At 62.6% G+C, this 19,011-nt stretch carries 18 protein-coding genes; 15 read left to right on the forward strand and 3 right to left on the reverse strand.

The window, feature by feature from the left end; translation table 11 throughout:
- The 11 genes from BLX41_RS35755 to BLX41_RS19330 all read left to right on the forward strand — a co-directional run.
- A partial coding sequence (locus BLX41_RS35755) for a dihydroxy-acid dehydratase domain-containing protein (protein ID WP_259745013.1) occupies positions 1-931 on the forward strand: 931 nt, incomplete at its 5' end.
- Positions 928-1,884 (forward strand): glucokinase, encoded by a 957-nt coding sequence (locus BLX41_RS19285; protein ID WP_123726171.1) that lies wholly within the window; start codon positions 928-930, stop codon positions 1,882-1,884. The genes BLX41_RS35755 and BLX41_RS19285, both read left to right, overlap by 4 nt.
- A 107-nt stretch (positions 1,885-1,991) precedes the next feature.
- Positions 1,992-2,723, forward strand: coding sequence for a response regulator (locus BLX41_RS19290; RefSeq protein ID WP_123726172.1), 732 nt, complete (start codon positions 1,992-1,994; stop codon positions 2,721-2,723).
- A complete protein-coding gene (locus BLX41_RS19295; protein WP_123726173.1) occupies positions 2,713-4,182 on the forward strand; it encodes an ATP-binding protein in 1,470 nt (489 codons plus the stop codon). The genes BLX41_RS19290 and BLX41_RS19295 overlap by 11 nt, the downstream gene beginning before the upstream one ends.
- 224 nt (positions 4,183-4,406) lie before the next feature.
- Positions 4,407-5,666 carry a D-mannose isomerase gene (locus tag BLX41_RS19300; protein WP_123726174.1) on the forward strand — a complete coding sequence of 420 codons (1,260 nt, stop codon included), beginning with the start codon at positions 4,407-4,409 and terminating at the stop codon, positions 5,664-5,666.
- Positions 5,667-5,782: 116 nt separating this feature from the next.
- Positions 5,783-7,075 carry an ABC transporter substrate-binding protein gene (locus BLX41_RS19305; protein ID WP_123726175.1) on the forward strand — a complete coding sequence of 431 codons (1,293 nt, stop codon included), beginning with the start codon at positions 5,783-5,785 and terminating at the stop codon, positions 7,073-7,075.
- Positions 7,076-7,231: 156 nt separating this feature from the next.
- Positions 7,232-8,140, forward strand: a complete 909-nt coding sequence (locus BLX41_RS19310) for a carbohydrate ABC transporter permease (RefSeq protein ID WP_102860601.1) — start codon at positions 7,232-7,234, stop codon at positions 8,138-8,140.
- A complete protein-coding gene (locus tag BLX41_RS19315) occupies positions 8,133-8,978 on the forward strand; it encodes a carbohydrate ABC transporter permease (RefSeq protein WP_123726176.1) in 846 nt (281 codons plus the stop codon). The genes BLX41_RS19310 and BLX41_RS19315 overlap by 8 nt, the downstream gene beginning before the upstream one ends.
- A 3-nt stretch (positions 8,979-8,981) precedes the next feature.
- Positions 8,982-10,142: an ABC transporter ATP-binding protein gene (locus BLX41_RS19320; RefSeq protein ID WP_123726177.1), complete on the forward strand. Its 1,161-nt coding sequence runs from the start codon at positions 8,982-8,984 to the stop codon at positions 10,140-10,142.
- Between the two features lie 88 nt (positions 10,143-10,230).
- Positions 10,231-11,580, forward strand: a complete 1,350-nt coding sequence (locus BLX41_RS19325; RefSeq protein WP_123726178.1) for a carbohydrate porin — start codon at positions 10,231-10,233, stop codon at positions 11,578-11,580.
- A 130-nt stretch (positions 11,581-11,710) separates the two neighbouring features.
- Positions 11,711-12,622 (forward strand): D-hexose-6-phosphate mutarotase, encoded by a 912-nt coding sequence (locus BLX41_RS19330; RefSeq protein WP_123726179.1) that lies wholly within the window; start codon positions 11,711-11,713, stop codon positions 12,620-12,622.
- On the opposite strand, the gene BLX41_RS19335 is transcribed toward BLX41_RS19330, so the two are convergent.
- On the reverse strand, positions 12,595-13,455 hold the full coding sequence (locus BLX41_RS19335; RefSeq protein ID WP_170001736.1) for a MurR/RpiR family transcriptional regulator: 861 nt from the start codon (positions 13,453-13,455) through the stop codon (positions 12,595-12,597). The genes BLX41_RS19330 and BLX41_RS19335 overlap by 28 nt on opposite strands.
- Positions 13,456-13,681: 226 nt before the next feature.
- Here BLX41_RS19335 and zwf point away from each other — a divergent pair, with 226 nt between their 5' ends.
- The 3 genes from zwf to BLX41_RS19350 are packed head-to-tail and all read left to right on the forward strand — an operon-like array spanning position 13,682 to position 16,534.
- Positions 13,682-15,151 (forward strand): glucose-6-phosphate dehydrogenase, encoded by a 1,470-nt coding sequence (zwf, locus tag BLX41_RS19340; protein ID WP_123726180.1) that lies wholly within the window; start codon positions 13,682-13,684, stop codon positions 15,149-15,151.
- On the forward strand, positions 15,138-15,851 hold the full coding sequence (gene pgl, locus BLX41_RS19345; RefSeq protein ID WP_123726181.1) for a 6-phosphogluconolactonase: 714 nt from the start codon (positions 15,138-15,140) through the stop codon (positions 15,849-15,851). The genes zwf and pgl overlap by 14 nt, the downstream gene beginning before the upstream one ends.
- A 17-nt stretch (positions 15,852-15,868) precedes the next feature.
- Positions 15,869-16,534 (forward strand): bifunctional 4-hydroxy-2-oxoglutarate aldolase/2-dehydro-3-deoxy-phosphogluconate aldolase, encoded by a 666-nt coding sequence (locus BLX41_RS19350; protein ID WP_042940567.1) that lies wholly within the window; start codon positions 15,869-15,871, stop codon positions 16,532-16,534.
- A gap of 111 nt (positions 16,535-16,645) precedes the next feature.
- Here BLX41_RS19350 and BLX41_RS19355 read toward each other — a convergent pair whose 3' ends face one another.
- Together BLX41_RS19355 and BLX41_RS19360 are read right to left on the reverse strand one after the other, a co-directional pair.
- Entirely contained in the window at positions 16,646-17,836 is a 1,191-nt protein-coding gene (locus BLX41_RS19355; protein ID WP_123726182.1) for an aminotransferase class V-fold PLP-dependent enzyme, read from the reverse strand.
- Positions 17,837-17,849: 13 nt separating this feature from the next.
- Positions 17,850-18,086 (reverse strand): DUF3820 family protein, encoded by a 237-nt coding sequence (locus tag BLX41_RS19360; RefSeq protein WP_025126856.1) that lies wholly within the window; start codon positions 18,084-18,086, stop codon positions 17,850-17,852.
- Positions 18,087-18,315: 229 nt separating this feature from the next.
- Here BLX41_RS19360 and BLX41_RS19365 point away from each other — a divergent pair, with 229 nt between their 5' ends.
- Positions 18,316-18,783, forward strand: a complete 468-nt coding sequence (locus tag BLX41_RS19365) for a ferritin-like domain-containing protein (RefSeq protein WP_123726183.1) — start codon at positions 18,316-18,318, stop codon at positions 18,781-18,783.
- The last annotated feature ends 228 nt before the right edge of the window (positions 18,784-19,011 follow it).

A 19,011-nucleotide genomic window follows, 5' to 3' on the forward strand; every position in this document is an offset into this window, starting at 1 on the left:
TTCCACCAACCACACCCTGCACATGCCGGCCATTGCCCAGGCGGCAGGTATCCAGTTGACCTGGCAGGACATGGCCGACCTGTCGGAGGTGGTGCCGACCCTGTCCCACGTCTATCCCAACGGCAAGGCCGACATCAACCACTTCCAGGCAGCGGGCGGCATGTCGTTCCTGATCCGCGAGCTGCTGGAAGCCGGCCTGCTTCACGAGGACGTCAACACCGTGGCCGGCCGCGGCCTGAGCCGCTACACCCAGGAGCCGTTCCTCGATAACGGCAAGCTGGTATGGCGCGACGGCCCGATCGAAAGTCTTGATGAAAACATCCTGCGGCCGGTGGCCCGGGCCTTCTCCCCGGAAGGCGGCTTGCGGGTCATGGAAGGCAACCTCGGCCGCGGGGTGATGAAAGTCTCCGCCGTGGCTCCCGAGCATCAGGTCGTCGAAGCCCCAGCCGTGGTGTTCCAGGACCAGCAGGACCTGGCCGATGCCTTCAAGGCCGGCCTGCTGGAGAAAGATTTCGTCGCGGTGATGCGCTTCCAGGGCCCGCGCTCCAACGGCATGCCCGAGCTGCACAAGATGACCCCCTTCCTCGGTGTGTTGCAGGACCGTGGCTTCAAGGTGGCGCTGGTCACCGACGGGCGCATGTCCGGCGCCTCGGGCAAGATCCCGGCGGCGATTCATGTCAGCCCCGAAGCCCAGGTGGGTGGGGCCCTGGCTCGGGTGCTGGATGGCGACATCATTCGTGTGGATGGCGTCAAGGGCACCCTTGAGCTTAAGGTGGACGCCGCAGAATTCGCCGCTCGGGAACCGGCCAAGGGCCTGTTGGGCAACAACGTCGGTACCGGCCGCGAACTCTTCGCTTTCATGCGCATGGCCTTCAGCTCGGCAGAGCAGGGCGCCAGCGCCTTTACCTCTGCTCTGGAGACGCTTAATTGAAACTGGCCCTGGTCGGTGACATCGGTGGCACCAACGCGCGCTTCGCGTTGTGGAAGGACCAGCAACTGGACGCGATCCAGGTCCATGCAACGGCGGACTATCGCTGCCCGGAAGACGCCATCAAGGCGTACCTGCAAGACCAGGGCCTGGCCCTGGGCTCCATCGGTTCGGTATGCCTGTCGGTGGCCGGTCCGGTCAGCGGCGACGAGTTCCGCTTTACCAACAACCACTGGCGACTGAGCCGTCAGGCGTTCTGCCAGGCCTTGCAGGTGGAGCAGTTGCTGCTGGTCAACGATTTCTCGGCCATGGCCCTGGGCATGACCCGCTTGCAGCCCGATGAGTTTCGTGTGGTCTGCGAAGGAGTCGCCGAACCCTTGCGTCCGGCGGTGGTGATCGGCCCGGGCACCGGCCTCGGCGTCGGCACCCTGCTGAATTTAGGTGACGGCCGCTACATGGCCTTGCCGGGAGAGGGTGGCCACGTCGACCTGCCCTTGAGCAGCTCGCGGGAAACCCAACTGTGGCAGCACATCCACGATGAGATTGGCCATGTCAGCGCCGAGACCGCTCTGAGCGGCAGCGGATTGCCTCGGGTGTACCGGGCGATCTGCGCGGTGGACGGCCATGAGCCGCGCCTCGATACCCCGGAAGCCATCACCGCTGCCGGGCTGGCCGGCGACCCGATTGCCCGGGAAGTGCTGGAGCAGTTCAGCTGCTGGCTGGGGCGGGTGGCGGGCAACAATGTACTGACCACGGGTGCTCGGGGCGGGGTGTATATCGTCGGCGGGGTGATTCCGCGTTTCGCCGACTTCTTCATCCACAGCGGCTTTGCCAAGAGTTTTGCCGACAAGGGCTGCATGAGCGACTACTTCAAGGGCATCCCGGTGTGGCTGGTGACCGCGCCCTATTCCGGGCTGACCGGTGCCGGCGTGGCGCTGGAACAGGCCCAGGGTTGACGCCTGGCAGCAGGGTGTAGGAGCCGGCTTGCCGGCGAAGAGGCCGTAACGGGCCTCCCACCATCAGGCATAATCGCGCTCCCTGCCTAACAATAAGGACGGCCCCGGTGAGTTCAGTCAGTAAGTCGATTTTGTTGGTTGACGACGATCAGGAAATTCGCGAGCTGCTGGAAACCTACCTCAGCCGCTGCGGTTTCCAGGTGCGCACGACCGCCGATGGTGCCGGCTTTCGCCAGGCCCTGAGTGAGGCGCCCAGCGACCTGGTAATCCTCGACGTGATGCTGCCCGACGAAGACGGCTTCAGCCTGTGCCGCTGGATTCGCCAGCACCCACGGCGCAGCCAGGTGCCGATCATCATGCTCACCGCCAGTTCCGACGAGGCCGACCGGGTCATCGGCCTGGAACTGGGGGCCGACGACTACCTGGGCAAACCCTTCAGCCCCCGCGAACTGCAGGCGCGGATCAAGGCCCTGCTGCGCCGCGCCCAGTTCGCTCAGGAGCGGGTTGCCGGCGAAGTGCTGTGCTTCGACGAGTGGCGCCTGGATGTGATCAGTCACCGGTTGTTTCATAACGACGGCGAGGAAGTGATCCTCTCCGGCGCCGACTTCGCCCTGCTCAAGCTGTTCCTCGACCACCCCCAGGAAATCCTTGATCGCGACACCATCGGCAACGCCACTCGCGGGCGCGATTTGATGCCCCTGGACCGCATCGTCGACATGGCCGTCAGCCGCCTGCGCCAGCGTCTGCGGGACACGGATAAGCCGCCGCGGCTGATCCGCACCGTGCGTGGCAGTGGGTATCAATTGGCAGCCAATGTGGTTGCCGGCAATGGTCACTGAGGCGTTGCGCGGAGTGTTGCGGCGGGTGCCGATGCCCCGCTCTCTACTGGGCCGCATGCTCCTGCTGACCCTGCTGGCGGTGCTGTTCGCCCAGGCCCTGTCCAGCGTGATCTGGGTTTCACAATTGCGCGCTACCCAGCTTGAGGGTCTGGTGACCAGTGCCCGCAGCCTGGCTCACTCGATGACCGCCAGCGTCAGCTACCTGCGTTCGCTGCCGGTGGCTTATCGCCCCCTGGTGCTCGACCAATTGCGCAGCATGGGCGGTACCCGTTTTGTCGTGACCCTCAATGACAAGCCCCTGGGCATGCAGGTGCTGCCCGCCACCCCGCGTAAAGAGGCGGTATTGCAGGCGGTGGAGCAAGTGCTGCGCCAGTCCCTGGGCAACGCCGCGGACATTTCCGTGACCTTTGTCAGCCCCGATGATCTGCGGATCTTCAATGGCGGCCTCAAGCTCGATGAATTGCCCCGCTCCTGGGCCCATTACGCCCTGACCCTGGAACCGGTGAATCCGCCGGTGCTGGTGACCCAGATCCAGATGGCCCCGGGCGAGTGGCTGTACATTGCCTCGCTGCTGCCCGAGCCCTACACCAGCCTGGAAGAACAGGGCCTGCCGGCGCAGCAGGTATGGTTCATCCTCCTCACCAGCGGTTTTCTGCTGCTGTTCATCGGCCTGCTGGTGCACTGGCAGAGCCGGCCCCTCAAGCGCCTGGCCCGGGCGGCGCGGGACATGTCCCTGGGCGCTGATGTCGAGCCGGTGGCGGAGGGTGGCGGCAGTGAGGTGGTGGAAGTCGGGCGGGCCTTCAACAGCATGCGCGAACGCATCAGTCGCTACCTGACCGAGCGTAGCCAACTGTTCAGTGCCATCTCCCATGACCTGCGCACCCCCATTACCCGCCTGCGCCTGCGGGTGGAACTGCTGGAGGACGAGCAACTGCAAGCCAAGTTCGGCCGCGACCTGGACGAACTGGAGCTGCTGGTCAAAGGCGCGCTGCAGTGCGTCAAGGACACCGACATCCACGAGAACATCGAGCCGGTGGACCTCAATCAGGTGCTCGACTGCCTGGTGGAGCCGTACCTGGCACCCAACGGCAATGGCCGCGTGACCCAACAGGGCCGGGCCCTGGCCAGCTACCCGGGCAAGCCCCTGGCACTCAAGCGCTGCATGGGCAACCTGATCGACAACGCCCTGAAGTACGGACAGAACGCCCACCTGCACATCGAAGACGACGACAGCGGCTTTGTCCTGCATGTAGACGACGAAGGTCCCGGCGTACCGGAGCAACGCCTGGAGCAAGTCTTCGAACCGCACTTCCGCCTGGCCGGCCAGCAGCAGGGCTACGGCCTGGGCCTGGGTATTGCGCGCAACATTGCCCATAGCCATGGCGGCGAAGTCAGTCTGCAGAACCTGCGCGAAGGCGGCCTGCGCGTAACCCTGTACCTGCCCCGGACCTTCGACTGACCTGCCGGCCGTTGTAAGCGCTGGCTTGTGTAGGAGCTGGCTTGCCAGCGAAGGCGTCCTCAAGGGCGCTACAGCACTCAAGGGCCTCTTCGCCGGCAAGCCGGCTCCTACGGGACGGAGATTAATGTCACCGTTTGGTGACATTGTTCGGGCCCTTCGTTACCTGCGGTTGCCGGCGGCTTGATTAGACTCAAGCCTTCGATAAAAACAACAACAGGTCACTCATGGACTCTCTCCCCCTGCCGCTGCGCAGTTGGCTGAACGCGCCCGCTCACCATTCCTGGCTCGCCGCCGAAGGCCAGCGCCTGCTGGATTTCGCCACGGCTTCACGACTCGCCGAAGGCTTCGGCAACCTCGATGCCCAGGGCTGCCTGCCCGTCGGCGCCCTGGCCGAAACCATGAACACCGCGCGCATGACCCACAGCTTTGCCATGGCCCATATCCAGGGCCTGCCGGGTTACGCCGGGTTGGTGGACCACGGCATCGCCGCCCTCATGGGCCCGTTGCGTGATACCGAGCACGGTGGCTGGTTCGCCGTGGCCGGTCAGGCGGATGGCAACAGCACCAAGGCTGCCTATCTGCATGCCTTTGTCGCCCTGGCCGCCAGCTCCGCAGTGGTGGCGCGGCGGCCCGGTGCCGAGGCCTTGCTCGCGGAGGCGATCCGGGTCATTGACGGGCATTTCTGGAGCGAGGAGGAGGGCGCCATGGGCGAGTCCTTCAGTCGCGACTGGAGCGAGCAGGAAGCCTATCGCGGCGCCAACAGCAACATGCACGCCACCGAGGCCTTTCTGGCCCTGGCCGATGTCACCCAGGACCCGCGCTGGCTCAACCGCGCGCTGCGCATCGTCGAACGCGTGATCCATCAGCACGCCGCAGCCAATGACTTCATGGTGATCGAGCATTTCGATCCGTCCTGGCAGCCTGTGCGGGACTACAACCAGGCCTGCCCCGCCGACGGCTTCCGTCCCTTCGGCACCACGCCGGGCCACGGTTTCGAGTGGGCCCGGCTGCTGTTGCACCTGGAAGCATCGCGGGTCCAGGCCGGCCTGTTGACCCCGGGTTGGCTGGCGCTGGATGCGCAACGTTTGTTCCAGAGCAACTGTCGCAACGGCTGGGACGTGGATGGTGCCCCAGGCATTGTCTACACCCTGGACTGGGACAACCGGCCGGTGGTTCGCCAGCGCCTGCACTGGACCCACGCCGAGGCCAGCGCCGCTGCCAGCGCCTTGCTCAGGCGCACCGGCCAGGAGCAGTACGAGACCTGGTACCGGCTTTTCTGGGAGTTCTGCGAAGCGCATTTAATTGATCGCCAGCAGGGCAGCTGGCATCACGAACTGGGCAGCGACAACCGCCCGGCTGCCGAGATATGGGGCGGCAAGCCGGACCTCTATCACGCCTGGCAAGCCGTGCTGATTCCGCGTCTGCCCCTGGCGCCGAGCATGGCTTCGGCTTTGGCCCAAGCGTCTGTTCCGGGCCTTGTGTAACCATGTCGTGACATTTCCCCGTCGCTTCGTTACCCGAACGTTCGACTAGGCTGTTTAGACTCGTGTGCAGCGCAAGCACCAGACTTGCATGCATAACAACAAGAAAGGTACTTCAAATGAATGCGATTTCTCGCCTCGCCACTGTCATTTCCCTTGCCTCTCTGTTTCCCCTGAGTGCCCTCGCCGCCGATTCCAAAGGTTCCGTGGAAGTCGTCCACTGGTGGACGTCGGGTGGTGAAAAAGCCGCTGTCGATGTGCTCAAGGCCCAAGTGGAAAAAGACGGTTTCACTTGGAAGGACGGCGCCGTGGCCGGTGGTGGCGGTTCCACCGCGATGACCGTGCTGAAAAGCCGCGCCGTGGCCGGCAACCCGCCGGGTGTGGCGCAGATCAAGGGCCCGGACATCCAGGAGTGGGGCAGCACCGGCCTGCTCAGCACCGACACCCTCAAGGACGTGGCCAAGGCGGAAAACTGGGACGGCCTGCTTTCGTCCAAGGTGGCCAATACCGTCAAGTACGAAGGTGACTACGTCGCGGTGCCGGTGAACATCCACCGGGTCAACTGGCTGTGGATCAACCCTGAAGTGTTCAAGAAGGCCGGGATCGACAAGGCTCCGACCACCCTCGAAGAGTTCTATGCCGCCGGTGACAAGCTCAAGGCTGCGGGCTTCATTGCCCTGGCCCATGGTGGCCAGCCGTGGCAGGACAGCACCGTGTTCGAAGACGTGGTGCTGTCGGTGATGGGCGCCGAGGGCTACAAGAAAGCCCTGGTGGACCTGGATCAGAAAACCCTCTCCGGCGCGGAAATGACCAAGGCCTTCACCGAGCTGAAGAAGATCACCGGCTACATGGACCCCAACCGCGCCGGGCGTGACTGGAACATCGCTGCCGCTGACGTGATCGGCGGCAAGGCCGGTATGCAAATGATGGGCGACTGGGCCAAGAGCGAATGGACGGCGGCGAAGAAAGTCGCCGGCAAGGACTACCAGTGCGTGCCGTTCCCGGGCACTGACAAGGCCTTCACCTACAACATCGACTCCCTGGCGGTGTTCAAGCTCAAGGCCGATCGCAAAGGTGATATCGCCGCTCAGCAAGACCTGGCCAAGGTCGCTCTGGGCAAGGACTTCCAGAAGGTCTTCAGCATCAACAAGGGCTCGATCCCGGTGCGTACCGACATGCTCAATGCCATGAGCGCCGAGGGCTTCGACTCCTGTGCGCAAGCCGCGGCCAAGGATTTCCTGGCGGACGAGAAGACCGGCGGCCTGCAGCCGAGCATGGCGCACAACATGGCCACTTCCCTGGCGGTGCAGGGCGCGATCTTCGACGTGGTGACCAACTTCATGAACGACAAGGATGCGGATCCGGCCAAGGCCAGTGCGCAACTGGCCTCGGCGGTCAAGGCCGCGCAGTAAGGTCCGGCGCCGCAGGTTCGCCTGCGGCTCCTTGTCCACCTCTCCCCGTGTAGGAGCCGGCTCGCCGGCGAAGCGCCGTGCCCGGCACAGCGTGTCGTGTGCTGTCGAGCCGGCTCCTGCAGGCTGAGGCTCCATTTCTTCAACCGGGTTATTGCGATGAGCTCTGTGGCGGTTTTCAGCAAGGCCTCACCCCTGGACGCACTGCAGCGCTGGCTGCCCAAGCTGGTGCTGGCGCCAAGCATGGTGATCGTGCTGGTGGGGTTCTATGGCTACATCATCTGGACGTTCATTCTGTCCTTTACCAACTCCAGCTTCATGCCGAGCTACAAGTGGGTCGGCCTGCAGCAGTACCTGCGGTTGATGGACAACGACCGTTGGTGGGTGGCGAGCAAGAACCTCGCGCTCTTCGGCGGCATGTTCATCGCCATCAGCCTGGTGCTGGGGGTGTTCCTGGCGGTGTTGCTGGACCAGCGCATCCGCAAGGAAGGCTTCATCCGCACCGTGTACCTGTACCCCATGGCGCTGTCGATGATCGTCACCGGCACCGCCTGGAAGTGGCTACTCAACCCTGGCCTGGGCCTGGACAAGATGCTCCGTGACTGGGGCTGGGAAGGCTTTCGCCTGGACTGGCTGGTGGATCAGGACCGGGTGGTCTACTGCCTGGTGATCGCCGCGGTGTGGCAGGCTTCGGGCTTTGTCATGGCGATGTTCCTCGCCGGCCTGCGCGGCGTCGACCAGTCGATCATCCGCGCTGCCCAGGTGGATGGCGCGAGCCTGCCGACCATCTACCTGAGGATCGTCCTGCCGAGCCTGCGGCCGGTGTTCTTCAGTGCCTTCATGATCCTCGCCCACATCGCCATCAAGAGCTTCGATCTGGTGGCGGCGATGACCGCGGGCGGCCCGGGCTACTCCTCCGATTTGCCGGCGATGTTCATGTATTCCTTCACCTTCAGCCGTGGCCAGATGGGCATCGGTTCCGCCAGTGCCATGCTGATGCTGGGGGCCGTGCTGACCATTCTGGTGCCGTACCTGTACTCCGAGCTGCGAGGCAAGCGCCATGACTAACTCCCTCGCCAAGCCGACCCTGAATTTCAGTCGGATCGCCATCTACACCACGCTGTTGCTGGCGGCGGCGGTGTACCTGATTCCGTTGGTGGTGATGCTGCTCACCAGCTTCAAGACCCCTGAAGACATCCGCACCGGCAACCTGCTGAGCTGGCCTCAGGTGGTGGACGGCATCGGCTGGATCAAGGCCTGGGACACCGTGGGTGGCTACTTCTGGAACTCGGTGAAGATCACCGTGCCGGCGGTACTGATTTCCACGTTCATCGGTGCAATGAACGGCTACGTGCTGTCGATGTGGCGCTTTCGCGGCTCCCAGCTGTTCTTCGGCCTGCTGCTGTTCGGCTGCTTCCTGCCGTTCCAGACCGTGCTGCTGCCGGCCTCGTTCACCCTTGGCAAGTTCGGCCTGGCCAACACCACCACCGGCCTGGTGCTGGTGCACGTGGTCTACGGCCTGGCCTTCACCACGCTGTTTTTCCGCAACTACTACGTGAGCATCCCCGATGCCCTGGTCAAGGCGGCGCGCCTGGACGGCGCCGGGTTCTTCACCATCTTCGGCAAGATCCTGCTGCCGATGTCGGTGCCGATCATCATGGTCTGCCTGATCTGGCAGTTCACCCAGATCTGGAACGACTTCCTGTTCGGGGTGGTGTTTGCCAGCGGCGACGCGCAACCGATCACCGTGGCCCTGAACAACCTGGTGAACACCAGCACCGGGGCCAAGGAATACAACGTTGATATGGCGGCGGCGATGATCGCCGGGCTGCCGACACTGCTGGTCTACATCTTCGCCGGCAAGTATTTCCTGCGCGGGCTGACGTCCGGCGCGGTCAAGGGGTAAAGCATGGCCACTCTCGAATTACGCAACGTCAACAAGACCTACGGTGCCGGCCTGCCGGACACCCTGAAGAACATCGAGCTGAAGATCGACGACGGTGAGTTCCTGATCCTCGTCGGCCCGTCCGGCTGCGGCAAATCCACCCTGATGAACTGCATCGCCGGGCTGGAGAACATCAGCGGCGGGGCGATCCTGGTGGATGATGCCGACATCAGCGGCATGAGCCCCAAGGACCGAGACATCGCCATGGTGTTCCAGTCCTACGCGCTGTACCCGACCATGAGCGTGCGCGACAACATCGCCTTCGGCCTGAAGATCCGCAAGATGCCCAGCGCCGAGATCGACGCGGAAGTGGCGCGGGTGGCCAAGCTGCTGCAGATCGAGCACCTGCTGACCCGCAAGCCGGGCCAGCTCTCCGGTGGCCAGCAACAGCGGGTGGCCATGGGCCGGGCGCTGGCGCGGCGGCCGAAGATCTACCTGTTCGACGAACCGCTGTCCAACCTCGACGCCAAGCTGCGGGTCGAGATGCGCACCGAAATGAAACTGATGCACCAGCGCCTGAAGACCACCACGGTCTACGTCACCCACGATCAGATCGAAGCCATGACCCTGGGCGACAAAGTGGCGGTGATGAAGGACGGGATCATCCAGCAGTTCGGTACCCCAAAGCAGATCTACAACGACCCGGCCAACCTGTTCGTGGCGAGCTTTATCGGATCGCCACCGATGAACTTCATCCCCCTGCGCCTGCAACGCCAGGAAGGCCGCCTGCTGGCCCTGCTGGACAGTGGTCAGGCCCGTTGCGAGCTGCCTCTGGGCATACAGGACGCGGGGCTTGAAGACCGTGAAGTGATCCTCGGCATTCGTCCGGAGCAGATTTCCCTGGCGCCCACCGAAGCCAACGGTTTGCCCACCCTGCGCGCCGAGGTCCAGGTGATCGAGCCCACCGGCCCCGACACCCTGGTATTCGTCACGCTCAATGGCACCAAGGTCTGCTGCCGCCTGGCTCCGGATCAGGCGCCCGAGGCCGGGGAAACCCTGACACTGCAGTTCGATCCGGCCCGAGTGCTGCTGTTCGATGCCCAGAGCGGCGAGCGCCTGGGAACGGCCGGCGCGCCTGTGTCCGAGCCCCGTAGCGGCAACGTGGCGCAGTTCAAGGGACGTTGAATCCGTGGCGGATGGCCTGTCATCCGTCGCACCCGCTGTAAACCGCGTTGGATAAATCGTTAATAACAATAAAGACGAGGATGTAGGGATGAAAAAGCAACACAGCAATACCCGGCTGCTTTGCCAGTTGTCAGCGGCTGCGGCATTGGTCCTGTCCGTCAATGCCATGGCTGACGAGGCGTTCAGCGCCGATTCCAAGTGGATGACCGGCGACTGGGGCGGCGAGCGCACCCGGCTGATCGAGCAGGGGATCGACATCAAGGCCGACTACGTCGGTGAAATGGGCGCCAACCTGCATGGCGGCTACAACGACGACAAGACCGGGCGCTACAGCGACCAGTTCGGCCTCGGCGTGGCGTTCGATCTGCAGAAGCTGCTGGGCTGGGACAATACCCAGGCCAAGATCCAGCTCACCAACCGTAACGGTCAGAACATTTCCAACGACCGCATCGGCGACCCGCGTGCCGGCACCCTGAGCTCCTCCCAGGAGGTTTACGGCCGTGGCCATATGGTGCGTCTGACCCAACTGTGGATTCAGCACCAGTTCCTCGACGGCAAGCTGGACGTCAAGGCCGGTTACTTCGGCGAAGGCGAAGACTTCAACACCTTCCCCTGCGACTTCCAGAACCTGGCCTTCTGCGGCTCCCAGGTGGGCAACTGGGCCACCGGCATCTGGTACAACTGGCCGGTCAGCCAGGCGGCGTTGCGCATCAAGTACCACATCACCCCCGAGCTGTATGCGCAGATCGGCGCCTACAACCAGAACCCTTCGCAGCTGGAGCATGGCAACGGCTTCAAGCTCAGCGGCAGCGGCACCAAGGGCACTGTGTTGCCGGTGGAACTGGTCTGGTCGCCCAAGCTCAACAGCCTGCCGGGCGAGTACCGCGTCGGTTACTACAAGAGCACGGCCGATGCCAATGATGTGCGCAAGGACGTCAACGGTCAGGATGCCGCGAACACGGGTGATGCCTATCGCGTGCACAACAGCAAGCACGGCTACTGGTTCGTCGGGCAGCAGCAACTCACCACCCACAACGGTGATGCTTCCCGTGGTCTGAACATCGCCGCCAACGCCACCTTCCACGACAAGGACACCAACGTCGTCGACAACTACCAGTCGCTGATGTTCGTGTACAAGGGGCCGTTCGATGCGCGTCCGAAAGATGACGTGGGCATCGGCTTTGCTCGTATCCACGTCAATGACGATGTGCGCAAGAACGCCCAGCTGATCAACGAGGACAACGGCATCAGCAACTACGACAATGCGCTGTACATGCCGCTGCGCGATACGGAATACAACTACGAGATCAACTACGGTTTCCACGTCACCAACTGGCTGACCGTGCGCCCCAACCTGCAGTACATCACTCACCCGGGCGGTGTGGATGAAGTGGATAACGCGTTGGTGGCCGGTCTGAAAATTCAGTCGGTGTTCTAGGGCTGTTGCGATAAGCTCCTTCTCTATGTGCGCATTTTGCGGATGGCCTGGGCCGTCCGCTTTTTTTTGTGGGGATTGCGAGTCCCCCTGATGAGTATCGAGACAGCAGTGATTTTCAGGACCGCGGCCCATGCATGAGCATCCGCTACAACGCTTTTTCAAATCCTTGCGCGAACGCCCGGTGTTCGCCTGGGAGCGCTATCAGATGCGCGACGTGCTGGTGATCGATCATCCGCTGTGCCAGGCGGTGTTCAGTCGCCAGGGCGCACAGCTGTTGCACTTCCAGCCGGCCGGGCAGAAGCCCTGGTTGTGGTGCGCTGCGAAGTGGCCGCAAGTGGGGGCGATCCGTGGTGGGGTGCCAGTGTGCTGGCCCTGGTATGGCCGTCACCCTAGCGAGAATGCCTGGCCGTCCCACGGTTGGGCGCGGCTGCTGGACTGGAAGCTGCTGGACAGCAGCAACGCTGACGACGGAGTGCGCCTGCACTGGCAATTGCAGTTGTGTGACTGGAAGGTCGACCTGCATGCGCACCTGGGCCAGAGCATGGATCTGCGCCTGAGTACCGAGCACCAAGACAGTGAACCCTGCCAGTTGAGTCAGGCTTTGCACGCCTACTGGCGTATTGGTGACGTCGGTGAGGTAGCGCTGTCTGGGCTCGATGGCGCACAGGGTTATGACCAGTTGAACCGCCAGGTCTGTCAGCAGCAGGGCGAGTTGCGGGTCGACGGCGGGTGCCAGCGGGTGTTCCAGCACGAGGGCGAATTGCAGCTCAAGGATCACGCTTGGCAACGGGAGCTGTGCATTGATACTGGTGACGATGCCGACACCGTGGTCTGGCATCCCGGCACCCGGCCCTTGCTGGGGGTGAGCTGGAACGAGGTGTCGCGGTTCGTCTGTGTCGAAGCGGCTGCCGGGGGCACCGACAGCCTATGCCTGGCGCCGGGGGAGCAGGCGCACCTGAGCTTGCAGGCGCGGGCTGCGGGGCAGGAGCCGGCTTGCCGGCGAACGGGACTACCTCAATTGAACTCGTCGCCCACCGGATAGCGGCTGGCGTTGAGGCTTTCCTTGATCTTGCGCAGGTGCGGCTGGAAGTCCACGCCACGGCGCAGGGTCATGCCGGTGGCCAGCACATCGAGCACGGTGAGCTGGATGATCCGCGAGGTCATCGGCATGTAGATGTCGGTGTCTTCCGGCAGCGGGATGTTCAGGCTCAACGTACTGGCCTTGGCCAGCGGCGAGTTTTCCGCGGTCAGCCCCAGCACCGAAGCGCCGTTTTCTCGGGCAATGCGCGCCACTTCCACCAATTCGCGGGTACGGCCGGTGTAGGAAATGATCACGAACAATTCGCCGGTGTGGGCCACCGAGGCGATCATGCGCTGCATCAACACGTCGGCATGGGCCGTCACTGCCAGGTTGAAGCGGAAAAACTTGTGCAATGCATCCATGGCCACCGGGGCCGAGGCGCCGAGGCCGAAGAAGTGGATCTGCCGCGCCTGAATCAACAGGTCAACGGCCTTGCTGATCAGGTTCGGGTCCAGGGCCTGGCAGGCGCTGTCCAGGGAGGCGATGGCACTGCCAAAGATCTTTTGTGTGTAGGCTTCGGGATTGTCGTCGGCCTCTACGGCGCGGCTGACATACGCGGCGCCGCTGGCCAGGCTCTGGGCCAGTTGCAGTTTGAGTTCCGGGTAACCGCTGACACCGAACGAGCGGCAGAAGCGATTGACCGTCGGCTCGCTGACCGAGGCGGCCTGGGCCAGCGCAGCGATGCTGAAGCGAGTCGCCTGCTGCGGGTTGAGCAGGATGACTTCGGCGACTTTACGTTCCGCCTTGTTCAGTTCTTCAAGGCGGTTCTGGATCTGCTCCAGAAGATTTCGCACTCGGTCCATTAAAGTTTCCTAGATCGGCTAGACAGGCGCAGCGGCAGAGCCGCGACAAGCGCCTGCAATGCGAAGTTGAGAGGTGGCCTATCCTACTGATGGCCTGGATCGACCACCACCTGGAATCTGTATTTTGTAAAAATGTTGTGTTTATTACTACATTTTTCCTTGAGTGATGCCTTGAAAAAAGGTATTTGTAGCTTAACTTGATAAAAGAACAAACATCATGCCTTCGATAACGGTTGAACCCTGCACTTTTGCCTTGTTCGGCGCGCTGGGCGATCTGGCGCTGCGTAAGCTGTTTCCTGCCTTGTACCAACTCGATGCCGCCGGTCTGTTGCATGACGACACGCGGATTCTGGCCCTGGCCCGTGAGCCGGGCACCGAGCAAGAGCACCTGGCGCATATCGAAACCGAGCTGCACAAGTACGTCGGCGACAAGGACATCGATAGCGCGGTCCTGCAGACTTTTCTCGCTCGCCTGAGCTACCTGCACGTGGACTTCCTCAAGGCCGAGGACTACGTGGCCCTGGCCGAGCGCGCCGGCAGCGAACAGCGCCTGATCGCCTACTTCGCCACCCCGGCGGCGGTGTATGGCGCGATCTGCGAGAACCTGTCCAGGGTCGGGCTCAACCAGCACACTCGCGTGGTCCTGGAAAAACCCATCGGCTCGGACCTGGACTCGTCGCGCAAGGTCAACGACGCGGTGGCGCAGTTCTTCCCGGAAAACCGCATCTACCGGATCGACCACTACCTGGGCAAGGAGACGGTGCAGAACCTGATCGCCCTGCGTTTCGCCAACAGCCTGTTCGAAACCCAGTGGAACCAGAACTACATCTCCCACGTGGAAATCACCGTGGCCGAGAAGGTCGGCATCGAAGGTCGCTGGGGCTATTTCGACAAGGCCGGCCAGCTGCGGGACATGATCCAGAACCACTTGCTGCAACTGCTGTGCCTGATCGCCATGGACCCGCCGGCCGACCTGTCCGCCGATAGCATCCGTGACGAGAAGGTCAAGGTGCTCAAGGCCCTGGCGCCTATCAGCCCGGAAGGCCTGACCACCCAGGTGGTGCGTGGCCAGTACATTGCCGGTCACAGCGAGGGCCAATCGGTGCCGGGTTACCTGGAGGAAGAAAACTCCAACACCCAGAGCGACACCGAAACCTTCGTCGCCCTGCGTGCCGATATCCGCAACTGGCGTTGGGCCGGGGTGCCGTTCTACCTGCGCACCGGCAAGCGCATGCCGCAGAAACTGTCGCAGATCGTCATCCACTTCAAAGAGCCGTCGCACTATATCTTCGCCCCCGAGCAGCGCCTGCAGATCAGCAACAAGCTGATCATTCGCCTGCAGCCGGACGAAGGCATCTCGTTGCGGGTGATGACCAAGGAACAAGGCCTGGACAAGGGCATGCAACTGCGCAGCGGTCCGTTGCAGCTGAATTTTTCCGATACCTATCGCAGTGCACGGATTCCCGATGCCTACGAGCGGTTGTTGCTGGAAGTGATGCGCGGCAATCAGAACCTGTTTGTCCGCAAAGATGAAATCGAAGCCGCGTGGAAGTGGTGTGACCAGTTGATCGCCGGGTGGAAGAAGTCCGGGGATGCGCCCAAGCCGTATGCGGCCGGGTCCTGGGGGCCGATGAGTTCCATTGCACTGATCACGCGGGACGGGAGGTCTTGGTATGGCGATATCTGATTTGCAACTGCCGGCGGGTGTAGCCGCCCACGAATTCCACAGCCCGACCCTGTTGGCCGAAGGCCAGGCGCTGAGAGTGGTCGAGCTGCTGCGCGAGGCCATTGCCGCCCGCGGCAACGCGACTCTGGTGGTGTCCGGTGGCCGGAGCCCGGTGGCGTTTTTCCAGGCCCTGGTGAAGCATGAGCTGGACTGGTCCAAGGTACTGATCACCCTGGCGGACGAGCGTTGGGTGCCGGTGGAACATGCCGACAGCAATGCCGGTCTGCTCAAGCGCTATCTGCTTCAGGGGCCGGTGGCCAAGGCCAGCTTCCTCAGCCTCTATAGCGCTGCGGCCAACCTGGAAGAAGCGGCCCGGCAGGCAGATCGTCTGTTGTCCGAGTTGCCGGGTATCGATGTGCTGGTGCTGGGCATGGGCGATGACGGTCATACCGCCTCGCTGTTCCCCAACAGTCCGAACCTGGACGAGGCGCTTCGGGTCGATGGCATCCGTCGCTGCTGGCCAATGCTGGCGCCGACCGTGCCCCATCAGCGCCTGAGCATGAGCCGGGCCTTGCTGGCGTCGGCCCGCAATCAGCTGTTGTCGATTTCCGGTCAGTCCAAGCTGACCACCCTGAGTGCCGCGCTGGCCGGTGACGCTGTTGCCGAAATGCCGATTCGCGCCTTCCTGCAAACCCCGTTAGAGATTTACTGGTGCCCATGAGCCAAGGATCAGCCGCTATGACAAACCTACCCCCGACCGTTTCCATGGCGGACAAAGTTGCCCTGATCGACAGCCTCTGCGCCAAGGCGCGGATTCTGCCGGTGATCACCATTGCCCGTGAGCAGGATGTGCTGCCACTGGCAGACGCCCTGGCGGCAGGCGGCCTGACGGCCCTGGAAGTGACCCTGCGTTCGCAGTTCGGCCTCAAGGCCATCCAGATCCTGCGCGAGCAGCGCCCGGAACTGGTGACCGGCGCCGGCACCGTACTCGATCCGCAGATGCTGGCAGCGGCCGAAGCGGCGGGTTCGCAGTTCATCGTCACCCCGGGCATCACCCGCGACCTGCTGCAGGCCAGTGTGGCCAGCCCGATCCCGCTGTTGCCGGGGATCAGCAATGCTTCCGGGATCATGGAGGGTTATGCCCTGGGTTATCGTCGCTTCAAGCTGTTCCCGGCTGAAGTCAGCGGTGGCGTGGCGGCGATCAAGGCTCTGGGCGGTCCGTTTGGTGAGGTGAAATTCTGCCCGACTGGCGGCGTTGGCCCGGCCAATATCAAGAGCTACATGGCCTTGAAGAATGTGATGTGTGTGGGCGGTAGCTGGATGCTCGATCCCGAGTGGATCAAGAACGGCGACTGGGCACGCATTCAAGAGTGCACGGCCGAGGCCCTGTCTCTGCTGGACTGAAGTCTTTACTCGATTCGTTGGTGTGTTCTACGGCTTTACGGTGCGCTTGGTCGGTGCACCGTTTTTTTTTGCCTGGAGAAAAACTCCCTCTTCGCTCAAGGGGGAGAGGAGTCATGGGTTGGCCAATTCACCCACGGCTTCGATCAAGTGCCGGATATGCTCAATAGGTGTCACCAGCCCCGGGGTGATGCGGATGCAGGGGCCAAAGCCGGCGCCGGTGCGGGTTACGGCGAACAGGTTGTAGTCCCGCAGCAGGCGCTCCACCAGGGCTTGCTGGTCGGCGTGGCGGGTAAAGCGCAGGGCGCTGATGGCGCAGCACAGGCGCGGGTCTTGCGGGGTCAGGATTTCGATCCCAGGCGTCTTGCGGACTGCTTCGGTCCAGGTCGCGCGCAGGTAGTTCAGGCGTGCGCCCTTGGCCGCGGAACCGCCCATGGCGCGATGTTCCTCGAACACCAGGGGCAAGGTCATCAGCGCCGGGATGTTCGGTGTGCTGTAGGGCGTTCGGGCTCTGATGTCGTCGACCGGGAAGTGGAACTCGCCCATGTCCGGGTCGATATCCTCCAGGCGTTCCGGGTGGATATAGATGAAGCCCAGACTCAGTGGCGCACCGATCCACTTGTGCAGGTTGAAGCCGGCAAAGGCGATGCCCAGCTGGGGCAGGTCGAACTCGATCTGGCCCAGGGCGTGGGCGCCGTCGAGAATGATGTCGACTTGGTGTTCCCGGGCGGCGGCGGCAATGGCCTGGACTGGCATGACCAGTCCGCTGCGATGGGTGACATAGGTCAGCGGCATCAACTTGAGTCGCGGGTAACGCTCGAAGGCACTTTTATAGGTGTCGACCAGGCTGTCAAAACTGGCAGGGTGCTGGTGCTCGATCTCTATCACCTCGACACCCCGGTGACGGGCCAGCCAGCGCATCGCGCTTTTCACTGTGTCGTACTCCAGGTCGCTGAGCAGCACCTGGTCGCCCGGTTGCAGGCGGTTGTAGTTGCGGATCAGGGATTGCAGGGCGTCGGAAGCACAGCGGGTGAGGGCCACGGCATTCTCCGGGGCCTCCAGTAGCTCCGCCAGCTGGCCACGGATCTGCCGGGCCTCGATCTGTTCGAAGCGCTGGCGCACATGCACCGAGTTGCTGCGGTTCACCCACTGGATATGGTGTTGGTACTCCTCGGCCACCTTGCGGGTCATGCGCCCGAAATAGCCGTTCTCCAGATTGATCGGCCCGGACTCGATGTCGAATTGCCGGGCAATTGCACGCCAATGGTCTTCGTCGTGGGCAAGCGTTGCTGCAGTCCTTGGCATGGTGGGCTCTTTTTCAGTGGCGGGGTTTGGGTTTGCCGTGCTTGGCGCGCAGCGGGTCCAGCAGGTCGGACAGGCCGTTGTGATCGATCTCCTGCATCAGGGCCAGCAGGCCGCCAAGCTCGCCCTTGGGAAAGCCTTCCCGGGCGAACCAATTCAGGTAGGGGCCGGGCAGGTCGGCCAGGATGCGGCCCTTGTACTTGCCGAAGGGCATTTCCCGGGTGATCAGCAGTTCAAGTGTCTCGGGGGTCATGGCGCAATTTTCGTGTGATTCGAACGCCTTGGAAAATACAGGCATTCTGCATGCAGGCCAAATGACAGATCATGCAAATAACGCGGATACAGATTTTCCATTAAAACTTAAGTTATTGAAAAATAAGTAATAAATATAAATTCAAAGTCTGGCATGGCGGGTGCAACGGTTAGCTCAGCAGTTAACTCAGCAGTTGACTCAACTCTCTTAACCCGCAAGGAACCAGAAAATGACTGACTTGAACAAAGAAGCAATTTCGGTGCTCAACAGCCTGATCGAGACCAGCAAGGATGGTCAGGAAGGGTTCAAGACCTGTGCCGAAGACATCAAGCACCCGGAACTCAAGGCGCTGTTCATCAAGCGCTCCACCGATTGCGCTACAGCCGCTGCCGAACTGCAGTCCGTGGTGCGTTCCATGGGCGGCGATCCGGAAACCTCCACCAGCGTCAGCGGCGATCTGCATCGTCGTTGGGTCGACCTCAAGTCTCTGGTGACCGGCAAGGATGAGGAATCGGTGCTCAACGAGGCCGAGCGTGGTGAAGACCATGCCTTGAAGTCCTATAAAGAGGCGCTGGAGAAAATCAACAAGCACAACCTGGTGGGTATTCGTGATGTGGTGGAGCGCCAGTACCACGGCGTGCAACGCAATCACGATCAGGTCAAGGCATTGCGCAACCAGGCCCGTGCCCGTTCGTAACCGTTAAAGCCTGTCAAAAACGCCAGCCAGTCTGGCGTTTTTTTATGCCCGTGATTTAGTGCTGGACGGGAATTAGTTAGCTAGCTAATAATTAGCTCGCGCCCACTCGTGGCGATCCCGACTATGGTTATTCAGTCCCTCCGAGAGTCCTTGTTCGTGCCCATTACCTTGCAGGCCTTGCTTGCTCCCAGCCTTCGCGCCGTGCAGTTCGCGATCAAGACTCTGCTT

Origin of the sequence: Pseudomonas protegens (assembly GCF_003732485.1) — a bacterium.
Classification (GTDB): domain Bacteria; phylum Pseudomonadota; class Gammaproteobacteria; order Pseudomonadales; family Pseudomonadaceae; genus Aquipseudomonas; species Aquipseudomonas protegens_B.

Coding starts and splice junctions, on each gene's coding strand:
- BLX41_RS19360 (WP_025126856.1), bottom strand. CDS start 18,086: ATGACCCCCGAGACACTTGAACTGCTGATCACCCGGGAAATGCCCTTC.
- BLX41_RS19355 (WP_123726182.1), bottom strand. CDS start 17,836: ATGCCAAGGACTGCAGCAACGCTTGCCCACGACGAAGACCATTGGCGT.
- BLX41_RS19365 (WP_123726183.1), top strand. CDS start 18,316: ATGACTGACTTGAACAAAGAAGCAATTTCGGTGCTCAACAGCCTGATC.
- BLX41_RS19330 (WP_123726179.1), top strand. CDS start 11,711: ATGCATGAGCATCCGCTACAACGCTTTTTCAAATCCTTGCGCGAACGC.
- BLX41_RS19295 (WP_123726173.1), top strand. CDS start 2,713: ATGGTCACTGAGGCGTTGCGCGGAGTGTTGCGGCGGGTGCCGATGCCC.
- BLX41_RS19310 (WP_102860601.1), top strand. CDS start 7,232: ATGAGCTCTGTGGCGGTTTTCAGCAAGGCCTCACCCCTGGACGCACTG.
- BLX41_RS19305 (WP_123726175.1), top strand. CDS start 5,783: ATGAATGCGATTTCTCGCCTCGCCACTGTCATTTCCCTTGCCTCTCTG.
- zwf (WP_123726180.1), top strand. CDS start 13,682: ATGCCTTCGATAACGGTTGAACCCTGCACTTTTGCCTTGTTCGGCGCG.
- BLX41_RS19350 (WP_042940567.1), top strand. CDS start 15,869: ATGACAAACCTACCCCCGACCGTTTCCATGGCGGACAAAGTTGCCCTG.
- BLX41_RS19315 (WP_123726176.1), top strand. CDS start 8,133: ATGACTAACTCCCTCGCCAAGCCGACCCTGAATTTCAGTCGGATCGCC.
- BLX41_RS19325 (WP_123726178.1), top strand. CDS start 10,231: ATGAAAAAGCAACACAGCAATACCCGGCTGCTTTGCCAGTTGTCAGCG.
- BLX41_RS19320 (WP_123726177.1), top strand. CDS start 8,982: ATGGCCACTCTCGAATTACGCAACGTCAACAAGACCTACGGTGCCGGC.
- pgl (WP_123726181.1), top strand. CDS start 15,138: ATGGCGATATCTGATTTGCAACTGCCGGCGGGTGTAGCCGCCCACGAA.
- BLX41_RS19300 (WP_123726174.1), top strand. CDS start 4,407: ATGGACTCTCTCCCCCTGCCGCTGCGCAGTTGGCTGAACGCGCCCGCT.